We start from the raw sequence: 25,936 nt of genomic DNA, 5'->3' as shown, positions 1-25,936 counted from the left end.
ATATGGAAATATTAAGTAGCGATAGACTCAACTTTTGGAGAGAAGAAGGCCAACTCATTATTCAACAAAACTTCAAGGAATTCCATAGCCTAGTGACTCAGGCACAGGATTATGTAGAGCGTGGCGAGTATACTATGGGTGCTGTATATGCAGAAATTGCTGCTGCATATGCCTGTGGAAAACATCCCGGTCTTTTTACCAGTTGGGAACTTGAACAACTTCTTATCAAAATTGGCCAACAGGCTATACCAGCAAACACTAATCGGATCTCTAGATTCAGCCCACCAAAAAAGATACTCCATGTTTCTACTTATGTAGCCTCAATTGGTGGACATTCCAGAATGATTTGGCGTTGGATTAATCAAGATAAAGAGCGTTCTCACTCAATTGTATTAACGCGACAAGTACATAAATTACCAAAGTTGTTAAGTGATGCTGTTAGGAATAGTCAAGGCAAGATACACTACCTGAATAAAAACATCAATAGTAGTAGTATTATTTCTTCAGCCAAAGAATTAAGAAAAATTGCTGAAAAAGCAGATTTAGTAGTTCTGCATATATACAGTCAAGATGTTATTCCGATGATTGCATTTACCAATCAGCAAGAATCTCCACCAATTATTTATATAAATCTCGCTGATCATCTATTTTGGTTAGGAATGGGAATTAGCAATGTTATTGCTAACCTGAGTGAAGCTAGTATGCGTCTATCACAGGAAAGAAGAGGCGTTGAAGAAAAACGTAATTTATTGCTTCCCATTATTTTAGAACCTAGTCAAAGATTGCTTTCTCGATCAGAAGCAAAACAACAAATTGGTATCCCGCAAGATTGCGTTTTAATAGTCTCAATTGCTAGATCTGTGAAATACAGAACAATTGATGGAATTATCTTTGCTGATACACATATTCCATTATTGAAAAAATACAAGCAAGCGATTTTACTTATTGTTGGTGCAGATAATACAGAGGATTGGTCATCAGCTATTCAGCAAACCGATGGAAGAATTAGAGTAGTTAAAGCCACTGAAAACACAGCAATATTCTATCAGGCTGCTGATATCTATATTGACTCATTTCCTATCTCCTCGAATACATCACTACTCGAAGCAGGAAGCTACGGCATACCTTTAGTAACTCGCTTTCCCTATTCATCTGTTTGCGATATTCTTGGTGGGGATGCACCTGGATTGAAGGGAAATTTGATTCGAGTCCAGGATATTGATATGTATACATCAGTTCTGTCATCTTTAGTTGAAGATGAAGATTATCGCTTATCACTTGGAGAAGCAACCAAAAACAAAATTGCAGCAACTCATTGGGGAAATAATTGTCAGAATTTTCTGAATAATATTTACTATGCTGCTGCTAATACACCTAGACCAACTATGAACTCAGATTTGACAGATGAGATGTTTACAGGTGAACCAGATGTCTTTTTGCCAAAAATTTATGGCACAGATCATGCTATTGACAAATTGATTGCACCATATATAAAGTTTATGCCATTTCCAGAAAAGTTTCGCTATTGGTTAACAATACTCCAGAAGCATAACTCAGATAATAGTCCGCTAACTCTTTTAATACCTGAATGGATTAAATATTATTATTATTCGTTGCGCTCGCCTTTAGAGTAAAAATGGCATCATTTGTCATTCTATCCACTAATTATTGGTTTATCTTAATTAAGTAACAAATACAGCACTTCTCTTGTTAAATTGCCACAGCTAAATATCCAAATTTTTTACGGGGCAAGGGTTATAGAATTTAATTTTGTGCCAAACTGTTGAGCAAAGTGCTGTATGTTATGGATATCTTAATTATTGGGATAACTTAATTTTAAATAGCTCTCTTCATAAATTCAATTTATCTGAGATTAAACACTTGTGACTCATTTTCTACCTAAGCTTTTATATATTACAAAAGGCAATCATAAGTCGCTTGTAATGCTGCTTTTTTTATTCATTTTTGTTTCTGGCTTAGAAGTTCTCGGAACTGGAATGATTGCTCCATTTATTGCGACCGCTGTTAAGCCAGATACAATTAAAAATATTTACTGGTTAAATAGAATTTATAACCAGATAAATTTTCACTCCGAACACCAATTTTTGATTTTTCTAGGATTGGTGGTTGTTATTGCTTTTTATCTCAAATCTTTTTTAGCTTTTAATGCTCAAAAAACAGTCTTCAAATTTAGCTTTGGCTTAAAAAGAGAACTATCTTGCAAGCTACTAAAAGCATATATTGAAGCTCCCTATAGCTATCATTTGCGGATTAATTCAGCAACACTTGTTCAAAATATCATTAACACAACAGATGCAGTCTGTATTGGTGTAGTCTCTACGCTTTTGACCTCTATCTGTAATAGCACAATTATTGTAGCATTGATGTTTCTTTTAATCAACACTAATGCAGTTGCCTTGATTCTCATTGCTGTCATTCTACTTATTTTTTTTGGATTATTACATCCAATGAAAGATAGTTTAGCTCGTTGGAATGAAGAGGGATTTCATGCTTATGGCGAAATGATTCGCATTACGAATCATGGACTAGGTGGCTTGAAAGAAACTCGTGTTATTGGTTGTGAATCCTATTTTGAAAATCAGATAGAAGAGCAGTCGGAAATTTACGCCAAAACTACTACTTTAAGTTCAGCCTATGGTAATCTTCCCCGCTTTGTACTTGAGCCATTAATGATTAGCTTCTTGATTAGCTTTACATTTTTATTTATCACCTTAAATCAAAATAACACACATAATCTGACTGGAGTTTTAGGAATTTTTGCACTGGCTTCAGTTCGTCTGATGCCGGCAGTTGGAAATTTAATTTCTGGGATTAATGTGATTAGAAGTACCAGTTATTCTCTTGACAGACTATTTTTTGATCTTAAAGAGTTAGAAAAAGAAAAGCTGATAACTAACGTTAATTCTCCTAGTCATTCTCAGAACTTATTACCAAACCAAAATCAGCAAACATTTCAGTTTTCTGATAAAGTTATTTTAGATAGGATCACTTTTCAATATCCAAACAGTACAACAAATGTAATAAAAGATATTTCTCTATCTATTCGCAAGGGAGAGTCTATTGGACTAATTGGTAAGTCTGGTGCTGGTAAAACCACTTTGGTTGATGTTATTCTCGGTCTTTTTATCCCGCAATTTGGAGATATCAAAGTTGACGGGGTTTCAGTTTATAACAATTTACGCGCTTGGCAAAATATGCTTGGCTATGTTCCCCAGTCTATATTTTTAATTGATGATACTTTAGAGCGGAATATTGCCTTCGGGGTTGCCGATCATTTAATTGACAAAAATCGCCTCAAGAAAGCAATTGAAATGGCTCAACTTAGCGAAGTAGTCGAGCAACTTCCAGACGGTATAAAAACTGTTGTTGGTGAGGCGGGAGTTCTTTTATCAGGAGGACAACGGCAAAGAGTGGGAATTGCGCGGGTACTTTATCACGAAAGAGAAATACTAGTTTTTGATGAAGCAACTGCCGCGCTAGATACAGAAACAGAACATCTAATTACTCAAGCAACAAAAGCTTTAGCCGGTACTAAAACAATTATTATTATTGCTCATCGCCTTTCGACAATTGAGCATTGCGATTGTATTTATCAACTGGAACAAGGTCGGGTTATTAAATCAGGTAGTTACCAGGAAGTAATTGTAGGAATATAATAGGAGATTTTTGTGAATAATCTTAATAAAAAAATAGGGATTGATTTTAACGTATCAGTTTGTATTTGCACCAGAAATCGTCCTCAAGAACTTAGCAAAGCGTTACATTCTGTTGAGCGTTCTACCTATCCTGCCTTTGAAGTGATTGTGTCTGACGATAGTACAAATGATGATACTAAAAAACTCATGATTTCCCATTTTCCAACGGTGAAATATCTAGAAGGTCCACGGAAAGGCTTGGGTGCAAACAGAAATAATGTCTTGAAATCGGTAACAGGTTCACACGTACTATTTATTGACGATGACGTAGTTTTACATGAGAATTTCTTAGAAATGGTGTGCAATAAATTAGCAAAAATTGCCGAAAAAGAAAATATTAATAAACTTATTATCAGTGGAATTGAAAACAAAAATGGACAACTTATCTTTCCTGGAGAACAAAGTTTTGTAGGATGGCAGAATGTTAGTTATAAAGAAGGTGATACCATCAAAACAGTTGTGATTAATAGTGCAGTTTTCCCTGCCTCTTTATTCAAAGATACCTTATTTGATGAGAAATTAGTTTACGGAAATGATGAAGTTGACTTAACAACTAGAGCGATCAAAAAAGGATTTAAAATCGTACTCTTGCCAGAAGCAATTAATTTTCACTTTCCATCAGAAATTAATCGCAAATACTATGAACCTTATCATGATGCCAGCCGAATTTATGTGACATTTAAGCGATATTTTGCTACGGAAAATAATAAATTTAAAGCCATAATTTATCTTCCCTATGCCATTATCCACGCAGCAGCTTTTAATTGGAGGTATGGAGGTATAAGAGGTCTGATTAGCACTATTAGACACACTTTTCCTAAATCATTGATGTTTATTATGGAATTTCTGACTGTTAATAGTATTTGAAATTTAAGAATGAAGAAAAATTCTTTATTGTTTTGATTGTTGTAAGAGTTGTTAAAATTAGCATTATCTAAGCGTCGAGAATTTAATATGAAGAATAACCCTACCGTTAGTGTAATTATCAATAACTATAACTATGATTGCTTCTTGTCAGAAGCAATTAATAGTGCTTTAAATCAAACCTATTCCAATACTGAAATAATCGTAGTTGATGATGGTTCAACTGACAATTCCCGTGATATTATTGCTGGATATGGCGACCAAATTATTCCAATACTCAAAGAAAATGGAGGTCAATCTTCTGCATTAAATTTGGGTTTTGCGGTTAGCAAAGGAGAAATTATTTGCTTTTTAGATTCAGATGATGCCTGGCATCCTCAGAAAGTGGAATGTGTCGCAGGTGCATTTGATCGATATCCCAATGCTTCCGTTATTTATCACAAAGTTCAGAATGTAGATAAAACCGGCAAGCCCTTGAACCGACCTTGGCCGCATAAAGTGGTACGAGGAAATATTGCTCAAAAAGTGGTTAACTGTGGAGGCTGGTGGCCTTGGCCACCCACAACTGGACTCAGTTTTTCCAGAAAGTTTTTATTGCAAGTTATGAATATTCCTGAGAAAGAATATCGAATTTGTGCAGACACATATCTTGCTGATTTGGCACCATTTTTTGGAAATGTTGTGGGGATCGATCAAGCATTATCACTGATGCGGCTTCATGGTTCTAACAATTGGAGCAATACGATTGAGGCAGAAAAACGAGAGATCCACTATCACGAAGTGCGAGCAAATAGACTAAATAAATTTTTGAAGCAGTCAGGGTTTAATATCGAAATCGATCTTTCCAAGAATTTAGCATATCGATCTACTAAGTTCAATATCGGAGAAGAGCGCGATCTCGTTGGGTTAAGTCTCTTAAATCTTCTTAATCCGTATGACTGGAGACCTCATTCTCGCATCAAAGCCGCAGTGAATGTCTGGCTCACGGGTTTCTCAAAGTCCAGGTAAAGAAGATAGTCAATAAATATGATGAATTTTAAGTTTTTGGTTAGCATCATTATCAATAACTATAACTACGATCGCTTTCTCCCAGAGGCAATCAATAGCGCCATTAACCAAACCTATCCTCATACAGAAATTATTGTTGTTGATGATGGTTCAACTGACAATTCTCGTGATATTATTGCCGGATATGGTCAACGCATCATTCCCATCTTCCAACCCAATAGCAAACAAGCTGGGGCTTTCAATAGTGGGTTTGCCAAAAGTAAGGGCGATATCATTATTTTTCTGGATGCGGACGATTATTTATTCCCTTATGCAGTTGAAGAAATCGTTGCAGTCTGGAAACCAGAACTTTCTAAAGTTCACTATCGCTTAACAGTTGTTGATAAAATGGGAAAATCCCTTGGTTACTCTTCTCCCCAAGGATCTGCCCCTCTTTCCAATGGAGAGGTGTCAAAAATCCTCTTAGATCAAGGTGGATATGTCAGCACTCCCACTAGCGGTAATGCCCTAAATCCGCAGGTTCTGGAAAAGCTTTTTCCCATTCCTGATGAATATAAACTTACCGCAGATGACTATTTATCTTTCCAAGTTCCTTTTTATGGTGATGTTGCTGCCATAGAAAAACCACTGGGTGCTTACAGAATTCATGATACAAATCAGTGGGCATTGGCAACAGTAACGGCTGCTCGATTTCAACGCTTTGTGCGCCATGATTTACAGAACTTTGCTTTGTTAACCCAGAAAGCCAAAGCATTGGGCTATGAAGTTCCTACTGATTTAGAACAACGCTCACTCGGACGTTTATGGTCGCGGATTATTTCTTTACGCCTAGATCCTCACAAGCATCCAGTTCCGAGCGATCGCCCACTCAATTTAATTTACTCCGGAATTCGTTGTCTCTGGAAATACTCAGACTTTAATTGGCAAAAGCGACTTTTCTACAGCCTCTGGTTTATCTGGGTGGGATTGATGCCATTACCTCTAGCTGAACCGGCAATTACATGGTTGTATGCACCACAACACCGACCCAAGTTAGTTGATTGGACTGTGACTAAAATTCGGGCGCTGATTGCCTAAACAAATCGTTTTTTGAATACTAACCAACTAAAATAATTGACACTCTCAGGGAGCCAAGCCACGCTCGTTTCCCACTTACCGCGAGGTCTTATGAGGCTAAAACAAAAACACCGTGACAATTTGCCCACAGCCCAAATTAATATAACAGCCAAAGTTTTAAAAGTTCTTTTTGTCAGTCATGCCTATGTTGTCGGTGTTAACCAGGGCAAATTGAATGCCATCGCCCAGCAGGAAAATATTGAAGTCGCTCTTCTAGCTCCGAGTAACTGGAAAGCCTTAGAATGGGATCGTCTCATCCCACTAGAACGCCCTTATTCTCATCTCCATCTCTATTCGGCTCCCGTGATGTTTTCGGGGCGAGTGGGAGCGCATTTATATCCCCCTTGGGTACTTTGGCAAGTATTGCAAGATTTTCAACCCGATATTATCCAAATTGAGCAAGAAGTATTTTCACTCTGCGCTTTTGAAGTCGCTATTTTAGCTCGGATCATCAAGAAACCGATTGTTATATTTGGATGGGAAAATCAATTACGCCAATTACCACTAGCTCGTTGGCAGATATGCAAATTTGTCTTGAATACTGCTAGTGCGATTATCTCCGGTAATCAAGATGGGGCTAATGTGATGAAAAAGTGGAACTATCGGGGCTTATTAGAAGTAATGCCGCAAATGGGAGTTGATCCACAGTTTTTTGCCCCATCCATAAAATCACCCACAGCCAATACATCTACTTTTCAGATCGGCTTTCTCGGTCGTTTAGCTCACAGCAAAGGAATTGACCTCATTTTTAGGGCAGTTGCTCAACTGAGTGATTTCGGCATCAATAGTCAAATTATTCTCTGTGGTTCTGGCTCTGAAGAAGTAGCACTGCGAAAACTAGCCGAAAATCTGCAAATTAGCGATCGCATCGTCTGGCGAGGCGCAGTTCCTCATCAGCAAGCCCCCGCAGAACTGAGCCAATTTGATGTCTTAGTATTACCTTCTCGCTCAACCCCAACGTGGAAGGAACAATTCGGTCATGTTCTCATAGAAGCTATGTCTATGGGAATTCCCGTCATCGGCTCAAATTCAGGTGAGATTCCCAATGTCATTGGTCGTGCTGATTTGGTATTTCCAGAAGAAGATCACAGTGCATTGGCTGATATCCTCGCCAGACTAATCAACGATGCTGAATGGAGACAAGAAACTGCCCGCTATGGTATGGCCCGAGTACACCAAATTTACACCCATGAAAAAATTGCCCATAGATTAATCTCTTTATGGCAAACTATTCTGCTTCAACCCTGTTAATAAGGAAATATATATGTTCAATTTTAGCCCGAATCCTAAGAATCGCCTTTATACAAATCTCAACAGCTACCTCACATTTTTGAACTACATCCTAATTGGACAAGTATGGCAAAACAGCAAAAAAATTGACTTGTTTGAGCAGGTACTTGGCGGGAGATTTGGCACTGATGACGCAGTTTGTGTTTATCAATGTCGCCTGGGGATATACCTAGCAATCAAAGCTCTAATCAAGCCTGGACAAGAAGTAATTTTGTCGCCTTATACCATTGTTGATGTTATAAACATGGTAATTTTTGCGGGAGGTCGTCCCGTATTTGCCGATGTTGACATAGAGACTTGTAACATTTCTGCGGCTGAAGTAGAGAGGCTAATTAATCCTAATACTGGGGCAGTCTTAATTACTCATTTACATGGACTTGCTGCTAAAGCACACCAGATTAAAGAAATTTGCGATCGCTACAATATCCCGATAATTGAAGATGCCGCCCAATCATTTGGCGTACAAGAACAAGGAAAACCAGTTGGTACTATTGGTGATGTTGGTGTATTTAGTTTGGAAATGCACAAAAATCTACCTACGTTTCTTGGAGGAGTTGTAGTTTCTCATCGCCAAGATGTGATTGAGAAAATTCGTTCTGAATTAAAGGAATTTTCCCATCCTCCCCTGCCTGGTATTACCCAAAAAGTTAAAAAAGGGTTGATACATGATATTGCTAGTTTGCCTATTCTTTTCCAATTTTTAACCTACCCAATTCTGCGGTTCAGTTATCTCAATAATGTTGAATTTATTAACAGTAAAGTTAGGAGAAAACCTCAAGAAAGTAAACCAGCAACAGAACTTCCTGATATTTACAAATCTCAATTTACCCCATTGCAAGCTAGTCTTGGCTTATCACAAATTAAAAATATTGATCGAGATATCAATACCAGAATCGAATATGCCCATATTTATTACGAGGGGCTAAAAAATATTCATGGTTTAATCTTACCGCCCCTCCGTAATGATGGCTCTCATACCTACCTTTGGTTTCCAGTTCTCTATTCTCACAGAGATGATCTACTCAAGTTTATGTTTGAGCAAGGTCGAGATATCGCCGCAGGTCATTTTACCAGTACCGCAGATTCACCTCGATTTGAGGAGTTTTATCGGGATTGCCCCAACGCCAAACAAGTTGAGAAAGAGTTATTGTACTTGCCAACCTATCCTAGCTACTCCCGCCGTGAAGTGGAAAAAAATATTGAGGTCATCCGCAAATATTTTGCTGCCAAAGCAACCCCCACTATTGAAAACAAGCCCCGACGATTAGAAATCGCTGCTATACAAACTAAGTCCGCCTGCGCGGACTAAGACTACATTGAGGATTTGTCTATGTAGTTGTGACTTCCAATCGCTTGGATCATCAGGAACTTTCAATGTATGCACTCTCTCAAACAATCGGTTCGTCTGCATTCCCTAGATACTTTTCGCGGCATCACAATTGCCGGGATGCTTTTTGTCAATATAGCTAGTCTTGCCCCTGGGATTCATCCGTGGTTATCCCATTCATATTGGCAAGTTAAGGCTAATAATAAGTAATTGGTGATAAAAGCCTTATTTCCATCCTGTTAATCCTTTAATCCTGGATATCCTGATTCTGACAATGTGGCAACTGACGTTATTAAACTAAAGGTACAATCATACAAATGTTTATTGATGCAGAAAGTCTTGAAAATGAAACTACTTTCAGATCAGATATTGCAATAGTTGGCTCAGGTCCGGCTGGTATTGTTTTAGCCTTAGAGTTAGCTAAGGTAGGATACGAAGTTGCTCTCATCGAGAGTGGACGTTTACATTTCTCTAAGGAGATTCAAAATCTCGGCGAAGCCAGTCATTTCGATCCCCAATTCCATGCACCCATGTCAGAATGTACTCGCAGACAATTGGGAGGAACATCCATCATTTGGGGTGGGCGTTGTTTGCCCTACGACCCTGTGGATTTTGATCAGCGACCTTATATTCAGAATTCAGATTGGCCTGTCACTTATCAGGAAATTACAGGTTACTTTCAAAGGGCGTGTGACTATTTCTTTTGTGGTCAGTCAGAGTTTAATATCAAAAATATCTCCAACATCCAGCAGAAATCCATTGTTCCAGGATTACCTGATGCAGAGGTACTTAACTCAACCCTAGAAAGATGGTCTCTCCCTACCAACTTTGGTAAAGAATATTTTCATGATTTGCAGCAGTCCCAAAAGATCAAACTACTTTATGGCTTAACTTGCACTGAAATTGAAACTAATGAACAAGGCACTCAGGTTGAGTTACTTCATGCCAAAACCTTGGGAGGTAAGAATATTTGGGTGAAATGTCAAAAGTATGTACTGGCAGGTGGTGCATTAAACACTACTCGTCTACTACTTGCCTCTGATCGGCAGCATCCAGGTGGCATCGGCAACCATAGTGGACTGTTAGGAAAGTTCTACATGGGGCATCTTTCGGGAGATATTGCCCTTATACATTTCACCACACCACCCAAAGATACTGTTTTTGGGTTTGATCGAGATCCAGACAAAATCTATTTGCGTCGTCGTTTCTCCTTCACTCGTGAGTTCTTACATGAAAAACAACTTCCCAATATTGTAGCTTGGCTAGGATCTCCCAAATTTGGTGATCCATCTCATCAAAATGGCGTTTTATCTTCTGCCTATTTAGCCTTAAATATGCCCGTGTTGAGAAATTACTTGACCTCAACAGCAATGCGAAAAGCTGCGATAGGAAAAGAGAATCAGGGGGTCTATCGAGCGCATATTATGAATGTTTTGAAAGACTTTAAACAAGCTATCGCTTTTGTTCCTCGTTTTGGCTATGGGCGATATCTTGCCAAAAGAAAAATTCCGGCCTTGTTTGTCTACAGTGCTGCTAATGAATATCCTTTGCACTATCACAGTGAGCAGATACCCAACCCCAATAGCACTGTCACCCTATCAGATGAAAGGGATGCAATAGGAATGCGAAGACTGAATATCAATCTTCAGTTCACACAGCAAGATATCGAAGGTGTAATTCAAGCTCATAGATATTGGGATCAGTACCTCAGAGAGCATAACTGTGGTTATTTAAAGTATGTGACAAATGATCTTGAAGCTAGTGTTTGGGAACAGGCTGGAGATGGATTTCATCAAGTTGGGACAACGCGGATGTCAGAACATCCCCAGGATGGTGTTGTCGGAACTAACTGTAATATTCATGGTTTGGATAATTTATTTGTTGCCAGTAGTTCTATTTTTGTAACTTCTGGTCAAGCCAATTCCACATTTATGATTGTGGCGTTTGCTTTGAGATTAGCTAATTATCTAAAGAATACCCTTGTATAGAGCGATTCAGTAAAATTTGTATGTGTTTTCTTTATCTAATAAGGCATTAATAAGTTTTATAAAAAAATAGCCTGTAGAATTAGAAAAATATGCTTTGCAAACAAAAATGTGACAGTCAAGATGTGTCCGCCATCATTACCGCAATGACTGATCGTGAAAAACCCTTTTTGCGTGATACTGTGCAAGCGGTGATTTCAGACCCCGCCATTGGTCAAGTCATTCTCTGCATTGAAGAAAAGAATACTTGGGTAGAGACAACACTGGGTTCTCTAATTGCAGATCCCCGATTAGAAATTGCTCGGATGCCACTAGCCCCTCCAGGAGCGGTTCGCAATCAAGCTTTAAAATACGTAAAAATGACATGGGTAGCATACTGTGATGGTGACGATGTTTGGTGTCAGGAAAAAACGCTGATTCAACGTACCTATGCAAATAACTTAGGGTGCGATTTCGTCGGTGCTGACCACTACCTCACGAATGAAAAGGGCAGCATACGGGCGTTTGCTATGGCACGCTATCTTCCCTTGCCCTCATCGTGGATGGTACGAACTGAAACCATGAGACAGCATCCATTCAACGAATCGCTTTACGAAGCAGAATGTGGCGAGTGGTGGGTTCGTACCAGTGGTATCGTTCGCAAAGCAAGATGCCCGGAAATGCTTTTACGGTATCGTATTCGCTCAAGCAGTCTCAGTGCAAATACCCCATCCATGAGACGAAAGGCAAAAATTGTCACTTTGGCAAACATACCGGGACTTGGGGCAATAATTCTCTTTGTCACTTGGTTTATTTGGCTATTCTCTCGGAAGAAGACATACATCTGGCATAGAGGCTGGGGTCAACAACCATACAAAAACACTGACCAGAAGATGAAAAATCAATGCGAATAATGATTGTACGACGAGTACCAGGATCTACGTTTAGTCTAGAGGTCTATGCTGACAACCTAGTAGCAGGATTAAAGACAGTGCGACCAAATTGGGAAATTGCCGAGATTGCACCCATTCCCTGGAATAGCTCTGATAAACTCTATCTATCAGGCTTGGGCGTTAAAAAATATTATGAAACTTTTTGGCGGCATCCTCACGCTGTCTCTGGATTAAAGGCAGATATTTTTCATGTGCTTGACCAAAGCGATGCTCATATCGTCTATGGACTACATCGAGCTAATAAGCCTGTAGTTGTCACCTGTCATGACTTGGTGCAGTTCATCTATCCAGAAATTTTGCGAGATCAATCACGGATTCCGGCATTGAGTACGGCTATGTGGAAATATTCAGTGCGTGGGATGGAAAAAGCAAATCATGTAATTGCAGTTTCTACCAATACGGCTGAAGATATCACCCGGATGTTAAAGATTAAACCAGACAAAATCACTGTTGCTCTCAATGGCATCAGTTCAGAATTTCAAGTGCTTCCTACTTCAGAGGTGTCCGAGATTCGTAAGCAGTATACGCCCTCACCTGATACTTTTTGCTTGCTAAATGTTGGTAGCACCCATCAACGCAAAAACATTTTGACAGTCCTGCGAGTATTAAAAGATTTAAAAGAACAGGGATTTCCAATATGTCTATGGAAAACAGGAGATAGATTTACGCAGGAGCAACAAGCCTTTATTCAAGCGCACGATCTGGAATCATATATCTTCAATTTAGGTAATCCAGACAAAGCCCGTCTAGTGCAAATTTACAATGCCGCTGATGTGCTTTTAGCTCCCTCTTTATATGAAGGATTTGGATTAACAATTGTGGAAGCAATGGCCTGTGGTACTCCTGTGATTACTTCTAATGTTTCATCTTTGCCAGAAGTGGTAGGAGATGCGGGGATAATGATAGATCCCAATTGTCCACAAGCGATCGCAGATGCAGTGATTGAGCTTTATAAAAACCCTGCTCTTTATGCAAACTTAATTGAGAAAGGACTATCTAGGTCACAGTTTTTTAACTGGCAAAATACAGCAGAGCAGGTGGCAACGATTTATGAGAAAACTTTTGCAACTTATAAAATAGGAATCTTCAATGATTTATGAAAAAGATTAAACAGAGATTTTGCCAATTTGTCTACAATAATTCATATATCAGTGTTACTTTAAAATACATCAAAGTTTTATAGTAAAATTAACTTGGACTAAGATACAAAATTTACAGAAAAATCTATACAGCACTCATAAATCCTGAATTCTGCTATAGCTTTGTAGATGAATAAATTTGTTGGAGAAAAATATATGCTCATAGGAAGAAAATTTTGGGAAATAGTTCAAGACAAGCATCCAATGCGCCGTTTAACAGCAGGTTTGATGGGAAGGTCTGGTTTTGCTAGGTTGTTTAAAATTAAGATTAATGTTCAGGACTATAAAATTTTTCTTCATCCAACTGGACTTAGTAGCCTCTATTGGTACGAACCAACTGCGGGGAAGGAAGATTATGAGTTTATTTCCAGTTTCTTAAAAGAGGGTGACATATATATAGATATAGGGGCAAATATTGGAATTACTCTGATACCAGCAGCTAAATGTATTGGAGAAACTGGTAAAGCCATAGCCTTTGAGCCTCACCCTAAGACATATTCATATCTTCAAGAAAATATGGATTTAAATAATTTAAGTGGAGTGCAAATTCACAATTGTGCTGTAGGAAATAGCGAAGGATATATTTACTTTACCAATAAGTTTACAGATGAGAAAAACCAAGTTTCAAATACATCTGAGAATAGCATCAAAGTCCCAATTGTATCTCTAGATAATTATTTAAAGGAGATTAGTAATATTTCTCTCTTAAAGTTAGATGTTGAGGGGTATGAAAAATATGTTCTTGAAGCTGGTAAGGAAACCCTTGAAAAAGTAAATTGCATTTACTTTGAAGTGTGTCCCGAAAATTACGAGAGTTTTGGATATCAAGCTTCAGATGTCCTGAAATTGGTTGAGAAATCTGGTTTTAGACTTTTCAAGAGAAAGAATGATGCAAAAGAAATTATACCTGTGAATAATCAATATGTGCCTTTATCAGGTTTGGAAAATCTCATTGGCATCAAGAATGTAGAGGATTTTCAAAACAGGACTCAATGGCAAGTAAAGTTTGAATAATGCAGAATATTTACAAAATTTCGCCAATGAATATGGTGCATATACGGCACTTTTGAGGTAAATGAGGTACACCAATTTCATGGTTGGTTATAAACCTTGGAATTTAAATTGGTCACTGTACCTCAGAAACATCGAATATGCTGTACTAATCTAGCCCTTATTCTCTACCCCATTCATCTTTATTTATTGCATCAAATGGAAAAACTAATCATACAATAGGCAAATTATGTATTTGCATTCACCCACAACTAAGAAACCAAAAAAGAAAGGATGGATTGATAATACAAGCTTAATTATCCTTGCCTTTTCCGTAGTTTTCTACTCCCGTATTTTTTGTGCCATTACTCGCGCTCCTTCAATCCTGAACCTTGCTCACTTCGCAGTTGTTCCCTTTGTTTTAGGAGTTGTATTATTTACCAGTCGGGCAAAAGATCGCAAACAAATTAATATTGCCTATTCTTTTGTATTAGGACTTTTGATTTTTCTGGTCGCAGTTTTAGCTAGTGCATTATGGAATAACACAGGCTTGATTAACGCAATTGTCTCTTTCATGATGCTTTGCGAACCCTTTATTTTCCTCTTGTCCATCGTCTGTATTCCTATGTCTGCGGAATCCATTACCCGCATCAAGAAGTGGCTGATGTGGTCTGTTCTGATTAACTTTGTCCTCGCTGCTGCCCAGAAACCCCTAATTGAGGCCGGGAAACTCTATGCGAAGGGACTCAATGGAACGGACGGATGTGGCGGAGTTTTTTTCCCTACGGGGGCTGGTAATTATGTATCGGCTTCGGTATCAATTGCCTTTGCTTTATACTTCTTCACTAATGAAAAGAGTTTTCCGCTATGGATGAGAATCGGGGCAGTTATCGCTGCTTTTTGGCAGATTCTCTTTTCCGATTCCAAACAACTTTTACTTGCTTATTTAGTTGCCTGGATTCTTCTAATCTTAGTGAATTCAAAGGATTTTGGTAAAACGATCAAATTTCTGAGTGCGATCACTTTCTTCGGATACGGATTTCTTTGGTGCGTACAAAATTTAGAAGCATTTGCTGGATTTACGGCCTGGGCGCGACCGGAACTTTACGGATCAGACGGTCAAGCTTGGTATGCCAAATTCTACTCGGTGCATTCTATTTTATCTCATTATCAATCCTATCTGAATTGGTTGTTTGGTCTAGGTCCTGGACATACTGTCAGCCGTCTAGGAGTATGGTTTCTTAGAGATTATTGGTTTATACTCGGACCACTAGGTGCTACCACCAATCCAATTAGTCAGGAAGCAATGGATTTTGTCAATAGTTTTTGGCTTTGTTATAGTTCCAGTCTTTTCAGCCCCATTTTTGGTTGGGCTGGAATATGGGGAGATTTAGGGCTTTTGGGTGTAGGAGCATACCTATTTCTATGGTATTTAACTTGGCAACATTTTGGTCTAGATGATTCCTTAAAAGTTACTTTACTAACTGTTCTCGTGATGGGTTTTATTTTTACTCAAATGGAAGAACCAGGCTTCATGCTTTCTATTGCTTTTATTCTAGGACTAGCATGGCAAGAACAACGACTGAAGAAACAGACGCGGCAGAGGCACAGTACAGAGCAGGGGGGATATTTCTTGTCTCTTACCTGGACAGAAGAGCGTTAACTACTCAATACAAGTATAAATATGAAGATTTTAATGTCTGCTTACTCCTGTGAACCTGGTATGGGTTCTGAACCAGGTGTTGGTTGGAATATTGCCCGCGAAGCTGCTAAATACCATGAAGTCTGGGTACTGACTCGACCCGATGAGAGTCAGGATATCATCAACGCAGAATTAGCACGTCACCCTGTTCCCAATCTTCACTTTGTTTACTTTACCCTCCCCTTTTGGCAAGATAGTAGACGCTGGGGACAGTCTGGGGGAATGCAGCTTCACTATTACCTCTGGCAAATTCAAGCCTATTTTGTCGCCCGTGACTTACATCAGAAAATTGGCTTTGACTTAAGCCATCATGTCACCTTTGTTAAGTATTCCAGTCCTTGCTTCCTCTCACTCCTGCCCATTCCCCTAGTTTGGGGTCCTGTAGGTGGTGGAGAATCAGCACCAGCAAGCTTTTGGCAAGATTTTAGCTGGAAAGGTAAAATTTACGAAATTGCTCGCAGTGCTGCTGGCTGGCTGGGAGAACAAGACCCGTTTGTCCGTCTGACTGCTAAAAGAAGTGCTGTAGTCCGGGCTACAACTAAAGATACAGCCCAACGACTCGATAAAATGGGCGCAAGTCATGTGCAAATTCAATCTCAATTAGGGTTGTCGGAGGCAGAAATAGAGCATCTAAATCAATATGAAATCCTGAATGAGCCAATAGTAAAATTTATTAGCATGGGTAGACTTCTACACTGGAAAGGCTTTCATTTAGGATTGCGTGCCTTTGCTCAAGCGAATCTACCAAATACAGAATACTGGATTGTGGGAGATGGACCCCAATGGCATCACCTGCAAACTTTGGCATCAGATTTAGGAATTGCTAAAAAAGTTAAATTTTGGGGTAGGTTGCCCCGTGAAAAGGCTTTAGATTTATTAAAAGATTGTCATGTGCTAGTTCATCCCAGCTTACATGATTCTGGAGGGGGGGTGTGCATGGAAGCAATGGCCGCTGGTCGTCCTGTTATCTGTCTAGATTTAGGAGGACCGGCTGTTCAAGTTACAGATGAAACTGGTTTTAAGATTGCTGCTAATGAACCATATCAAGTTGTCCGTGATTTAGCGGCCGCAATGATTCATTTAGTTCAAAATCCAGAACTAATAGTGAGTATGGGTCAGGCAGGTCGGAAACTAGTCAATGAAAACTACAGTTGGCAAGTTGTGGGAGAGCGTTTGCATAAACTTTATTTAGAGGTTGTTAGCAAGAAAGTTTCGGAGATTGATGCTTTAACTCGGTAGGAATTTGGTCCATCACCTCAATTTTTAGAAAGGTTAAGCTAGTGAAAGTTCTACTGCTACATAACCGCTATCAATATGCTGGAGGAGAAGATTCAGTCGTACAGGCTGAAAAAGCTTTACTGGAGGAAAAAGGTCATCAGGTTGTATTAAATGAAGTTGGCAATGATGAAATAGTTAGCATTGAAGATAGAATTAATGCAGCTTTCTCTGCCATATATTCATCTGCGTCCAAGCACTATGTGAGTAAGATAATAGATCACTTTTGTCCTGATGTAGTACACATTCATAACTTTTTTCCACTGCTCTCTCCATCTGTGTACGATGCTTGCAAAAACGCTAATGTGCCTGTTGTACAAACACTGCATAATTATAGACTTGGTTGTCCCAATGCAATGCTATTTCGGAACAACACTGCTTGTGAAGATTGCTTGGGCAAAAGGATAGCATGGTCTGGTATTTTACACGCTTGCTATCGTGGTTCGCACCTTCAAAGTGCTGTCGTTGCTGCAATGTTAGCTGTTCACGGGCAGCGCGGTACTTGGCAAAAATCAGTTGATGCTTACATTTCACTGACAGCTTTTCAAAAAGCAAAGATGGTTCAGGCTGGGCTACCGAGGGAAAAAATCTACATTAAGCCTAATTACATCTTCGATCCACAATCATTAAATATCACCAGAAGCAATGGTGAATATGCGCTCTTTGTGGGACGAATTTCGCCGGAAAAAGGTATTTCAACTCTCCTAGATGCATATTTACAAAATAGTTTGCATATACCGCTGAAAATAGCTGGAATTGGTCCGCAGCTTGAGAACTTACGGGCAAGTATTCAATCTGCTGGGCTTGATAATGTTATCCAATTTCTAGGTCAACAGGATAAGTTGGCAGTCATGCAGCTAATGCATAATGCAAAATTTCTGATTTTCCCTTCAATTTGGTATGAAACTTTTGGTTTAACTATGGTTGAAGCCTTTGCTTGTAGCCTACCTGTATTAGCATCAGGTTGGGGTAGTATGGCGGAAATTGTGGAGAATAATGTTACTGGTCTGCATTTCCAATCTGGCAATTCAACAGATTTAGCAAATAAAATAAGATGGGCATTTGAGCATCCTGAAGAAATGATTTGTATGGGTAAAAATGCTCGCTCTGCTTATGAAGCACGTTATACCCCTGAAAATAATTACCAGCAACTAATAGCAATTTACCAAGCAGTAATTGATAAAAAACGACGTTTTTTCTTTCCTGAATAAAATTCCTGTTGTTTTCTTTTTGGACGTTCAATAGGCGTTTCAGTTACAACAGTACGTATATTTAGGTAGGAGTCCTTTGATTTGGCATCATAGATACTAAGTAACTAAAATGTTTGAATAAGAACATTAAGTAATAAAAATACAGATGAAAGTTAAGAAAAATATAAAAGGGGGTGATAATTTTACGGATAATCAATTACAAACCAGTAAATTGGATTAAATAACTTGTAATTTGATTACACAAAAAAATTAACATAAAAATGGAGAAAAATATTATATAATTGTCGCTGCTTAAATTACACTTAAAAAACAAGATTATTATAATTAATTAAATGTAAAAAAATAAGAGCGAAAAAATCATCAAGTTAATCAAAAAATAATTCATGTATTAGGAGGGTAATTTTCGGTAGTCTTAAAAAGAAGCCTTTGCTGATAAGTATCGGGAAAGTCTTCAAAAAAATTGGATGATTGTTGTTACCAACAGGAGTGCAGATTATGAGTCAAAATTTTAACGATTATAATTCATCTGTTCATAAAAAAATCAAGACTGAACAAATAGAGCAAATAATCAAAGCGATTATATCTGGTAAATATTCTTGGGCTTGTGTTCTAGTTTTACAATTTGCTGGTTACAACCCTATGGACTATATCCCCTATCGTACTTATATCAGATTACTTAAAACTAACTGCTTGCTTGGTAATTCTCAGCAAAATTAACCACCTATCAGCAAAGTTGACAGGTTTGATTTGGAATTAAAGTAGTTGCGTTTTAAACATGGATTTGTGAGAATTTTTTCTGAAAAATAAGAAGGAAAGGTGAAGATTCATCAATAAAAATTTATGACTATCATGCCGATTTTATGATCTACCCAACCACAAGTTATAATCATCAAATGCAAGCAATTATTCAAGAAATTGTGTGGCAGAAAAAACTAGAAGTTGCACAAATACAAAAAGATATGTCTTGGGCTTCCTTGCAACGTCAGTTAACTGCTGCTCCTACTGTCCGGGACTTTTTTACGGCTTTGCAGTTGAGTATTTATAAACCTAGTTTAATTGCAGAAGTGAAAAAAGCATCACTTTATCATAGTGTAATTAGACCAGATTTTGATCCAGTTACTATTGCTCAGGCTTATAAAAAAGGAGGAGCATCTTGTGTATCTGTTGTCACTGATCAAAAGTTTTTTCATGGTGGGTTTGATCATCTTCGTGCTATCAGATATCGCGTAGGAATACCTCTACTTTGCAAAGATTTTATCATTGATCCTTGCCAAATTTATTTAGCCCGTTCCGCTGGTGCAGATGCAATATTGTTAATTGCTGCTATTCTGACAGATAAGCAATTACAAAACTTCTTACGAGTGATTCACTACTTAGGGATGAATGCTGTCATCCAAGTTCATAACTTAAATGATTTGGATAGGGTTCTCGCATTAGAAGATGTCAGGATAGTTTCCATTGATAACCAGAGTTTAAGTGATTTTAATATCAATATTAACACTACTCAGGAATTATTGGCAGCTAGGCGATCGCAACTTCAAAACCTAGGAATTTTAGTCATCAGTGAATCAGGTATAGAAACCCCCGATGATTTATCATTTGTTGCTGAAATTGGTGTACAAACAGTGATCATCGGAGAATCTTTGCTTAAAGAAAATGATTTAGAAGTAGCTGTCAGAAATTTACTCCAATCCAAATTTCCTATTCATTATTAAGAAGAATTAAGGATTGGCTAGTAATTGATGAATTTCTCATAACAAAGGTTTCCACCAATCATGATTATTCAGATACCATTCTACAGTTAAACGTAACCCTTCATTAATTGTCACGGATGGAGTCCAACCAAATTCTGTTTTTAGCTTATTGGCATTAATAGCATATCTTCGATCATGTCCAGGTCTATCCTTCACAAAAGTAATTAATTTTTCCGCTGGATATACTGGTAAATCTGGTGCTAATTCATTCATGATTTCACATAAACTTTGTACCAGACTGATATTTTCAACTTCGTTATTACCACCAATATTATAATTTTCTCCTGGTTTTCCTTGATGGATTACCACATCTAAAGCCCGACAGTGATCAACTACATATAACCAATCTCGAACATTTTTTCCATCACCATAAATAGGTAATTCTTTACCAGTTAAAATGTTAATACACATCAAAGGAATTAGCTTTTCGGGAAATTGAAAAGCACCATAATTATTAGAGCAATTAGTGATAATTGTCGGTAATTTATAAGTATGATAATAAGCCCGAACTAAATGATCACTCCCAGCTTTTGAGGCTGAATAAGGACTATTGGGACTATAAGCTGTAGTTTCTGAAAACGCTGGTTCATCTGAAGTGAGACTACCATAAACTTCATCTGTAGAAACATGAAGAAATAGGTAATTATCAGGTTGTGTTTTTGCTTCCCAATGTTGACGAAAAGCTTCTAAAAGAGTAAAAGTTCCTACTACATTAGTTTGGACAAATGCAGCAGGTCCAGTAATTGACCGATCAACGTGAGATTCGGCGGCAAAATGGGCTATAGTATCTATATTTTCTGCTAAGAGTAATTTATCAACTAAAGAGCGATCGCATATATCCCCTTGGACAAACCGGAAATTCTCTCTTTCTGCAACTGATGCTAAATTATGGCGATTTCCAGCATAGGTAAGAGCATCCAATACCACTAATTTATCATTTGGATAAGCTTGACACCAATGATGGACAAAATTCGCTCCAATAAACCCAGCTCCCCCTGTCACCAATAATCGTCTATTCATGAGATTCCTTAATTACTTTGTAAATATTTCTTTTTAATTTTACCAAAAATTCTCTGTATAAACAATTTTGCTAACCGAATTTTTGTCAAATTGGCAATTGGATTTGAGTAATTATTTTCATGAGCAAAGAAATCATTAATTTCTGTTAAAATTACCCGCAAGCGTTGGATAATATTCTCAGTTCTATACTCTGCTAATACATTTTCAGATAAAGTCAATGATGTAGAAGATGCTAAAACTTTCAAAATTCTATCTACGTCATATTCCAAAGCATAACCAGCGATTTTATAACAATTAAATCCTGGATCTAAATAATCAGATAATCCCCCATTGACACTAGAAAACACCTGACAACCACAAGCTAATGCTTCCATTGGTTGTAAACCAAATCCTTCGCTAACTCCTTGTAATTTCCAATATTCTGCCGAATCATAAAGATAAACTTTAGTGCGATTAAATAAAGCTGGTAAATCTTCTACATAACTATCAATAACCAACACCTTACATTTTTTTTCTAAAGCTGGAATTAATGACTTAATTAAATATTCTGAAGATTTCCGCGTTTGAACTAAAACATCAATATCTCGATTTTGATGTAAATTAGTAAATTCCTGACTAATTTGATTAGGTAAATAATAAATTAGAGAATTTGGTGCTTGTTGTCCCCAATAACCTAGAGAATTTCTGCTAACTGTAATTATGGGAATACTTGATGGTAAATTAATCTTATAACCTGCACTGTGAGCATGATAAATTACATGATATTTTTGCAATTTAGATGCAAGTTTACCAACATCAAATCCCCAACTAATCACAAAAATTACATCATCTAAATTTTCCTCTCGCAATAAATCGTCTAAAAACAATTTACCTGATTCCCGCTGACGATAAGTAACTACTTCAGCAGCACAAATCTGTTGAGCTAAAGTAACCGTTTTCAACTCCGCCCAAAGACCACCACAAGCAAATTTACCATCTGTCCCCGGAACTAAAAAGTAAAGCTTTTTCATAATACTAAATATTAAATTTTCTTCCTTCTTTCTTCTTCCTTCGTGTTCTTCGTTCCTTTGTGGTTCATTAACTCCTGATTTATTAACTCCTGATTTATTAACTCCTATTTTTCCCAAGATACCTTAACAAAATGACTTTCCTTTCCCCAAAAATCACGAGCAATAGTAATATTTTCAACAGCCAAATTAAAAGGGATAGAAGTTGTAATATAACGCTGAGTGAGCATTCCTAAATCCGGTGCAATTCCCGCTGCGGCCGTTGCTGCTAAACCTAAGCCAATAAGTTGTTCAATTGGTCGAAACGGCAACATAAAAGGTACAGTTACCGATAGTCCAGCAGTTAATAACATAGCCACAGATACATTTGTGCCACAACGGGGATGTATAGCTAAATCCCATTCTCCACTGGTAAGACGATGTTTAGCTAATGTTACCGCGCGGCGCAAATCATTAATATTCACATCACCATATAGAAAAAATCCCTGTTCGGTAGACAAACCACCTAATAATTCATCATCTAATTGCGTATTAGTGCTTGTTCCTGGTGGTGAATAGGGTTTTTTATTGTCCCCTAATACCCAAACCGTAGCGTGTTCTAGAGCGTGAACTTGACGTAACATGAGAATTTCTTTCAACCCAGGAATAAAAGATAGCTGTTGGAGTAAATCAGCATCTTGGCTGGGGTGAGGTGCGAGAAAGTCAAAGCTAAAGGAAGATGATTCGTCCAAATAAGCAGTATTCATATCACACTCAAGTTGATGAAGTAATATATGTTTTTTAACCAGGACTATGGCGGGCTAGAAGCCGACCCCACAATAAATATATAACTTTTGTGGGGTGGGCATCCTGTCCGCCAATCTTATATTTAATTGTGTCTATCTACCTATTTAATGCCTAACAATTCCACATCAAAAATTAAAGTAGAGTAGGGGGGAATCACACCACCAGCACCACGGGCACCATAGCCTAATTGTTCAGGGATAATTAATTGGCGACGGCCACCTACTTTCATAGTGATTACGCCTTCGTCCCAACCTTTAATTACTTGTCCTACACCAATTTTAAAGCTAAAGGGTTTACCGCGATCGCGCGAACTATCAAATTTAGTCCCATCTTCTAAAGTACCGATATAGTGAACCTCAACGGTTTGGCCAGTTTGGGGAATTGCGCCCGTTCCCTCGACTAGTTCCACATATTTTAATCCAGAGTCGGTAGTAACAACTTTAGCTTCAGACATAGTATTGCTCTTTATTAGAGTATTGTTTTCTTGAGTGACAGTGGTGGTTGGTTGTGCTGCGGAAGAATTACCGATTGCAGTGATTGCAGTATCTTTTTGACCACTAATTTGGGTAAATACTAAAACACCAACACATACCAGCATTAACACCACGCTGAGGAAAATTCCTTTCAAAATCAGCCCTCTCTGTTTTAATTACTGATGATCAGATTACCGATAGAACACAAATTAGTTTAAATCAGAAATGACCGTTTAGCGCCACAGCTTATTTTCCAAATCCCGAACCTGACGCTCTAAACGGTCAATTCTTCCCCGTAATTCATCTACTTCTGACTGACGGGCAACTCCCAAGTCCTGCATCATATTCCGCATTTGTCGGTGCATTTGCTCATCCCAATTACCTTGTTCAGACTGTAATTGGGTAACAAGATCATCCATTACCGCCTTAGCTTGCTCAGGATTGAGTTTACCGTCTTTAACCAGTTCATCACTGACTTCTTTCAGTTTGTCTGCAACTAAAGAAGTTGTGCCAATACCCAACATCATTAACTGTTGCAACCAATTATTACTATCCATACTCCCTTCCTCTGACTAAAAGCTTCGTAATTCTAGCCTACACATTTATTTTGTCAGTTGTCAGTTGTCAGTTGTCAGTCGGAAAAATCTTATTCCTACCTCCCCTACCTCCTCTACCTCCCCTACCTCCTCCTCTGCCTCCCCTACCTCCTCCTCTACCTCCCCTACCTCCCCTACCTCCCCTACCTCCTCCCCCCTACATCCCCTTGCTCTACTAAACCTCTATCCAACCGTGCATTGGTGCTATGGCTTTAGTGACTGATTCAATGATGTCTGGAGGTGCTTCTGAAAGCATGACACTGGGATAAACAGCAGTTCCCCATTGAGGATGCACAAGAACATGGCATTTATTTTCAATTGCGGGATACTTGAGTAAGGCTTGGGCTACTGCTGTATCATCGTGGGGAACTAAGCCAGAATGAGACAGTAATGGATAACCTGTCCGGGGATCTATCAAGTCTGTTAAATACCCGCGGTCGCGCAAATTAAATGCCAAATCGCAACCAAAACGCATAAATTTTTCCCGCAGCTTTTCCTTTTCTATTTCTGTTTCTGTGGTCATTTCTTCTAGAGAATATTGTGATTGCTGTAAAACAACCACTACCCACAAAAACTGCTGCTGTTTCCAATCTGGTAAGATCTGTTCGCAATTGGCACAGATATATGGACTGGGAGTATGAATAGAAATCTCTACAGCTTGTCCTGTTTTGCCAACTAAATGAATAGGACAGCTAGGCTGTGAAATACAAACTGGGGGATAAGACACCACATTAATTCGGTTTATGAAAGTTTTTAAATTTATCTTTGCTAAAAATAATAACTCTTAAATCTCCAAATAAATCATCAAATTTTGCGAATAATTAGATTAGGACAATTATTTACTCTAATGGAAGCACCCAAGCAAGTTGAGAAAGTTTAAAGAGAGAAAATAAAAAACCCCCAAAGAGAGGGGGATTGTAGGTTATTCGAGTGGAGTGAACAACTAAGTAATAAATACCTAGAGTAAATACAGTAATCCGAACAAAATAATCCAAATTACATCTACAAAATGCCAGTAAATTTCCGCTGCTTCAATCCCGAATCGTTTTTCATTGCTGTAGTGTCCAGGAGTACGCGATCGCCACAAAACTGCTAAAATCGCTAAAACACCGATGGTAACGTGCAAGCCGTGAAACCCAGTCAACACATAAAACGTACTAGCGAATAAATTGGTAGTCAGACTAAACTCTAAATGAGCATATTCATAAACCTGACCCGCCAAAAAAATCGCCCCCATAACTGCGGTAATTGCCAACCAAACCCGCATTCCCTTAGTATCATTCTTTTTAATAGCAGTATCAGCATTGTGCATCACAAAACTACTAGCTATCAAAATAGAAGTATTCACAGTAGGTAACAACAATTCTAAATCCGGTGTCCCTACTGGTGGCCAAACCGGAATAGTAGAACGGTAAGTCAGGTATGCACCAAACAAACCCATAAAAATCATTCCCTCAGCCACAAGGAACATAAATAGACCAGTCAAACGATGATCTGGATGTTCCTCATGATGAGAAACAGTTGTGTGGTGACTTAATTCAGTTTTCCCCGTGTCAATAATTTGACCTTGCATAAATTAGTAATTGGTAATGGGTTCAAGGCAGGGCTATTTCATTTTTATCTAGTAGTCTGTCAAATTTATTTTGACGGGTTTTTGGTAGTGCGGGCATACTTCGACCCTTCGACCCTTCGACAGGCTCAGGGCTTCGCAGGCTCAGGGCTTCGCTTGCTCAGTACAAGTCTTG

General features: G+C 38.3%; 24 protein-coding genes. 17 read left to right on the top strand and 7 right to left on the bottom strand.

The features are described 5' to 3' along the window. Positions 1-2: 2 nt before the first annotated feature. The 17 genes from FJR08_RS06305 to FJR08_RS06225 all read left to right on the top strand — a co-directional run bounded on the left by FJR08_RS06305 (position 3) and on the right by FJR08_RS06225 (position 20,270). Positions 3-1,634, top strand: a complete 1,632-nt coding sequence (locus FJR08_RS06305; protein WP_168632571.1) for a glycosyltransferase — start codon at positions 3-5, stop codon at positions 1,632-1,634. A 309-nt stretch (positions 1,635-1,943) separates the two neighbouring features. Then, the gene (locus FJR08_RS06300) at positions 1,944-3,677 is read left to right on the top strand and encodes an ABC transporter ATP-binding protein (RefSeq protein ID WP_174783001.1); all 1,734 of its coding nucleotides are present in this window, start codon (positions 1,944-1,946) and stop codon (positions 3,675-3,677) included. Between the two features lie 12 nt (positions 3,678-3,689). Beyond that, positions 3,690-4,583: a glycosyltransferase family 2 protein gene (locus tag FJR08_RS06295; protein WP_217357485.1), complete on the top strand. Its 894-nt coding sequence runs from the start codon at positions 3,690-3,692 to the stop codon at positions 4,581-4,583. A gap of 87 nt (positions 4,584-4,670) precedes the next feature. Beyond that, positions 4,671-5,588 (top strand): glycosyltransferase, encoded by a 918-nt coding sequence (locus FJR08_RS06290; protein ID WP_168632569.1) that lies wholly within the window; start codon positions 4,671-4,673, stop codon positions 5,586-5,588. Between the two features lie 18 nt (positions 5,589-5,606). Beyond that, entirely contained in the window at positions 5,607-6,665 is a 1,059-nt protein-coding gene (locus tag FJR08_RS06285; protein ID WP_254435697.1) for a glycosyltransferase family 2 protein, read from the top strand. Positions 6,666-6,755: 90 nt separating this feature from the next. Further along, a complete protein-coding gene (locus tag FJR08_RS06280) occupies positions 6,756-7,955 on the top strand; it encodes a glycosyltransferase (protein ID WP_168632568.1) in 1,200 nt (399 codons plus the stop codon). A 13-nt stretch (positions 7,956-7,968) separates the two neighbouring features. After that, complete coding sequence (locus FJR08_RS06275) at positions 7,969-9,303, top strand: DegT/DnrJ/EryC1/StrS aminotransferase family protein (RefSeq protein ID WP_168632567.1); 1,335 nt, start codon at positions 7,969-7,971, stop codon at positions 9,301-9,303. Between the two features lie 69 nt (positions 9,304-9,372). Then, a complete protein-coding gene (locus FJR08_RS06270) occupies positions 9,373-9,531 on the top strand; it encodes a hypothetical protein (protein ID WP_168632566.1) in 159 nt (52 codons plus the stop codon). A gap of 107 nt (positions 9,532-9,638) precedes the next feature. After that, positions 9,639-11,309: a GMC oxidoreductase gene (locus FJR08_RS06265; protein WP_168632565.1), complete on the top strand. Its 1,671-nt coding sequence runs from the start codon at positions 9,639-9,641 to the stop codon at positions 11,307-11,309. 143 nt (positions 11,310-11,452) lie between these two features. Further along, a complete protein-coding gene (locus FJR08_RS06260; protein WP_210422232.1) occupies positions 11,453-12,199 on the top strand; it encodes a hypothetical protein in 747 nt (248 codons plus the stop codon). Next, complete coding sequence (locus tag FJR08_RS06255) at positions 12,190-13,338, top strand: glycosyltransferase family 1 protein (RefSeq protein WP_168632564.1); 1,149 nt, start codon at positions 12,190-12,192, stop codon at positions 13,336-13,338. The genes FJR08_RS06260 and FJR08_RS06255 overlap by 10 nt, the downstream gene beginning before the upstream one ends. Positions 13,339-13,506: 168 nt before the next feature. Then, positions 13,507-14,391, top strand: coding sequence for an FkbM family methyltransferase (locus FJR08_RS06250; protein ID WP_168632563.1), 885 nt, complete (start codon positions 13,507-13,509; stop codon positions 14,389-14,391). A 226-nt stretch (positions 14,392-14,617) separates the two neighbouring features. Further along, positions 14,618-16,030 (top strand): hypothetical protein, encoded by a 1,413-nt coding sequence (locus FJR08_RS06245; protein ID WP_168632562.1) that lies wholly within the window; start codon positions 14,618-14,620, stop codon positions 16,028-16,030. Between the two features lie 21 nt (positions 16,031-16,051). Next, entirely contained in the window at positions 16,052-17,308 is a 1,257-nt protein-coding gene (locus tag FJR08_RS06240; protein ID WP_168632561.1) for a glycosyltransferase family 4 protein, read from the top strand. 41 nt (positions 17,309-17,349) lie between these two features. Beyond that, entirely contained in the window at positions 17,350-18,555 is a 1,206-nt protein-coding gene (locus FJR08_RS06235; protein ID WP_168632560.1) for a glycosyltransferase family 4 protein, read from the top strand. A gap of 495 nt (positions 18,556-19,050) precedes the next feature. Beyond that, positions 19,051-19,272: a HetP family heterocyst commitment protein gene (locus FJR08_RS06230; RefSeq protein WP_015081001.1), complete on the top strand. Its 222-nt coding sequence runs from the start codon at positions 19,051-19,053 to the stop codon at positions 19,270-19,272. Between the two features lie 86 nt (positions 19,273-19,358). Beyond that, positions 19,359-20,270, top strand: coding sequence for an indole-3-glycerol phosphate synthase TrpC (locus FJR08_RS06225; RefSeq protein ID WP_323294487.1), 912 nt, complete (start codon positions 19,359-19,361; stop codon positions 20,268-20,270). A 36-nt stretch (positions 20,271-20,306) separates the two neighbouring features. On the opposite strand, the gene rfbB is transcribed toward FJR08_RS06225, so the two are convergent. From rfbB to FJR08_RS06190, 7 genes are all read right to left on the bottom strand, one after another. Next, on the bottom strand, positions 20,307-21,329 hold the full coding sequence (gene rfbB / locus FJR08_RS06220) for a dTDP-glucose 4,6-dehydratase (protein ID WP_148765058.1): 1,023 nt from the start codon (positions 21,327-21,329) through the stop codon (positions 20,307-20,309). A gap of 8 nt (positions 21,330-21,337) precedes the next feature. Then, positions 21,338-22,339 carry a glycosyltransferase gene (locus FJR08_RS06215; protein WP_148767089.1) on the bottom strand — a complete coding sequence of 334 codons (1,002 nt, stop codon included), beginning with the start codon at positions 22,337-22,339 and terminating at the stop codon, positions 21,338-21,340. Positions 22,340-22,443: 104 nt separating this feature from the next. Continuing rightward, positions 22,444-23,082: a DUF6391 domain-containing protein gene (locus FJR08_RS06210; protein WP_148765059.1), complete on the bottom strand. Its 639-nt coding sequence runs from the start codon at positions 23,080-23,082 to the stop codon at positions 22,444-22,446. A 140-nt stretch (positions 23,083-23,222) separates the two neighbouring features. Further along, positions 23,223-23,750, bottom strand: coding sequence for an FKBP-type peptidyl-prolyl cis-trans isomerase (locus FJR08_RS06205; protein WP_371415544.1), 528 nt, complete (start codon positions 23,748-23,750; stop codon positions 23,223-23,225). 78 nt (positions 23,751-23,828) lie between these two features. Next, positions 23,829-24,152 carry a phasin family protein gene (locus FJR08_RS06200; protein ID WP_015081007.1) on the bottom strand — a complete coding sequence of 108 codons (324 nt, stop codon included), beginning with the start codon at positions 24,150-24,152 and terminating at the stop codon, positions 23,829-23,831. A 214-nt stretch (positions 24,153-24,366) separates the two neighbouring features. Then, on the bottom strand, positions 24,367-24,921 hold the full coding sequence (locus tag FJR08_RS06195) for a methylmalonic aciduria and homocystinuria type D protein (RefSeq protein ID WP_015081008.1): 555 nt from the start codon (positions 24,919-24,921) through the stop codon (positions 24,367-24,369). Positions 24,922-25,149: 228 nt separating this feature from the next. Further along, positions 25,150-25,764, bottom strand: coding sequence for a heme-copper oxidase subunit III (locus FJR08_RS06190; RefSeq protein ID WP_015081009.1), 615 nt, complete (start codon positions 25,762-25,764; stop codon positions 25,150-25,152). Positions 25,765-25,936: the final 172 nt, after the last annotated feature.

It is taken from the genome of Dolichospermum sp. UHCC 0260 (assembly GCF_009711985.1).
GTDB classification, from domain to species: Bacteria; Cyanobacteriota; Cyanobacteriia; order Cyanobacteriales; family Nostocaceae; genus Dolichospermum; species Dolichospermum lemmermannii.
This window is presented reverse-complemented; position numbering and strand designations above follow the sequence as displayed.

What these genes read in the sequence shown, in the direction of transcription:
- FJR08_RS06210 (WP_148765059.1), bottom strand. Translation starts at nt 23,082, where the DNA reads ATGAATACTGCTTATTTGGACGAATCATCTTCCTTTAGCTTTGACTTT.
- FJR08_RS06255 (WP_168632564.1), top strand. Translation starts at nt 12,190, where the DNA reads ATGCGAATAATGATTGTACGACGAGTACCAGGATCTACGTTTAGTCTA.
- FJR08_RS06190 (WP_015081009.1), bottom strand. Translation starts at nt 25,764, where the DNA reads ATGCAAGGTCAAATTATTGACACGGGGAAAACTGAATTAAGTCACCAC.
- FJR08_RS06285 (WP_254435697.1), top strand. Translation starts at nt 5,607, where the DNA reads ATGATGAATTTTAAGTTTTTGGTTAGCATCATTATCAATAACTATAAC.
- FJR08_RS06240 (WP_168632561.1), top strand. Translation starts at nt 16,052, where the DNA reads ATGAAGATTTTAATGTCTGCTTACTCCTGTGAACCTGGTATGGGTTCT.
- FJR08_RS06305 (WP_168632571.1), top strand. Translation starts at nt 3, where the DNA reads ATGGAAATATTAAGTAGCGATAGACTCAACTTTTGGAGAGAAGAAGGC.
- FJR08_RS06230 (WP_015081001.1), top strand. Translation starts at nt 19,051, where the DNA reads ATGAGTCAAAATTTTAACGATTATAATTCATCTGTTCATAAAAAAATC.
- FJR08_RS06245 (WP_168632562.1), top strand. Translation starts at nt 14,618, where the DNA reads ATGTATTTGCATTCACCCACAACTAAGAAACCAAAAAAGAAAGGATGG.
- FJR08_RS06215 (WP_148767089.1), bottom strand. Translation starts at nt 22,339, where the DNA reads ATGAAAAAGCTTTACTTTTTAGTTCCGGGGACAGATGGTAAATTTGCT.
- FJR08_RS06200 (WP_015081007.1), bottom strand. Translation starts at nt 24,152, where the DNA reads ATGGATAGTAATAATTGGTTGCAACAGTTAATGATGTTGGGTATTGGC.
- FJR08_RS06275 (WP_168632567.1), top strand. Translation starts at nt 7,969, where the DNA reads ATGTTCAATTTTAGCCCGAATCCTAAGAATCGCCTTTATACAAATCTC.
- FJR08_RS06260 (WP_210422232.1), top strand. Translation starts at nt 11,453, where the DNA reads ATGACTGATCGTGAAAAACCCTTTTTGCGTGATACTGTGCAAGCGGTG.
- FJR08_RS06280 (WP_168632568.1), top strand. Translation starts at nt 6,756, where the DNA reads ATGAGGCTAAAACAAAAACACCGTGACAATTTGCCCACAGCCCAAATT.
- FJR08_RS06250 (WP_168632563.1), top strand. Translation starts at nt 13,507, where the DNA reads ATGAATAAATTTGTTGGAGAAAAATATATGCTCATAGGAAGAAAATTT.
- FJR08_RS06290 (WP_168632569.1), top strand. Translation starts at nt 4,671, where the DNA reads ATGAAGAATAACCCTACCGTTAGTGTAATTATCAATAACTATAACTAT.
- FJR08_RS06300 (WP_174783001.1), top strand. Translation starts at nt 1,944, where the DNA reads ATGCTGCTTTTTTTATTCATTTTTGTTTCTGGCTTAGAAGTTCTCGGA.
- FJR08_RS06265 (WP_168632565.1), top strand. Translation starts at nt 9,639, where the DNA reads ATGTTTATTGATGCAGAAAGTCTTGAAAATGAAACTACTTTCAGATCA.
- rfbB (WP_148765058.1), bottom strand. Translation starts at nt 21,329, where the DNA reads ATGAATAGACGATTATTGGTGACAGGGGGAGCTGGGTTTATTGGAGCG.
- FJR08_RS06270 (WP_168632566.1), top strand. Translation starts at nt 9,373, where the DNA reads ATGCACTCTCTCAAACAATCGGTTCGTCTGCATTCCCTAGATACTTTT.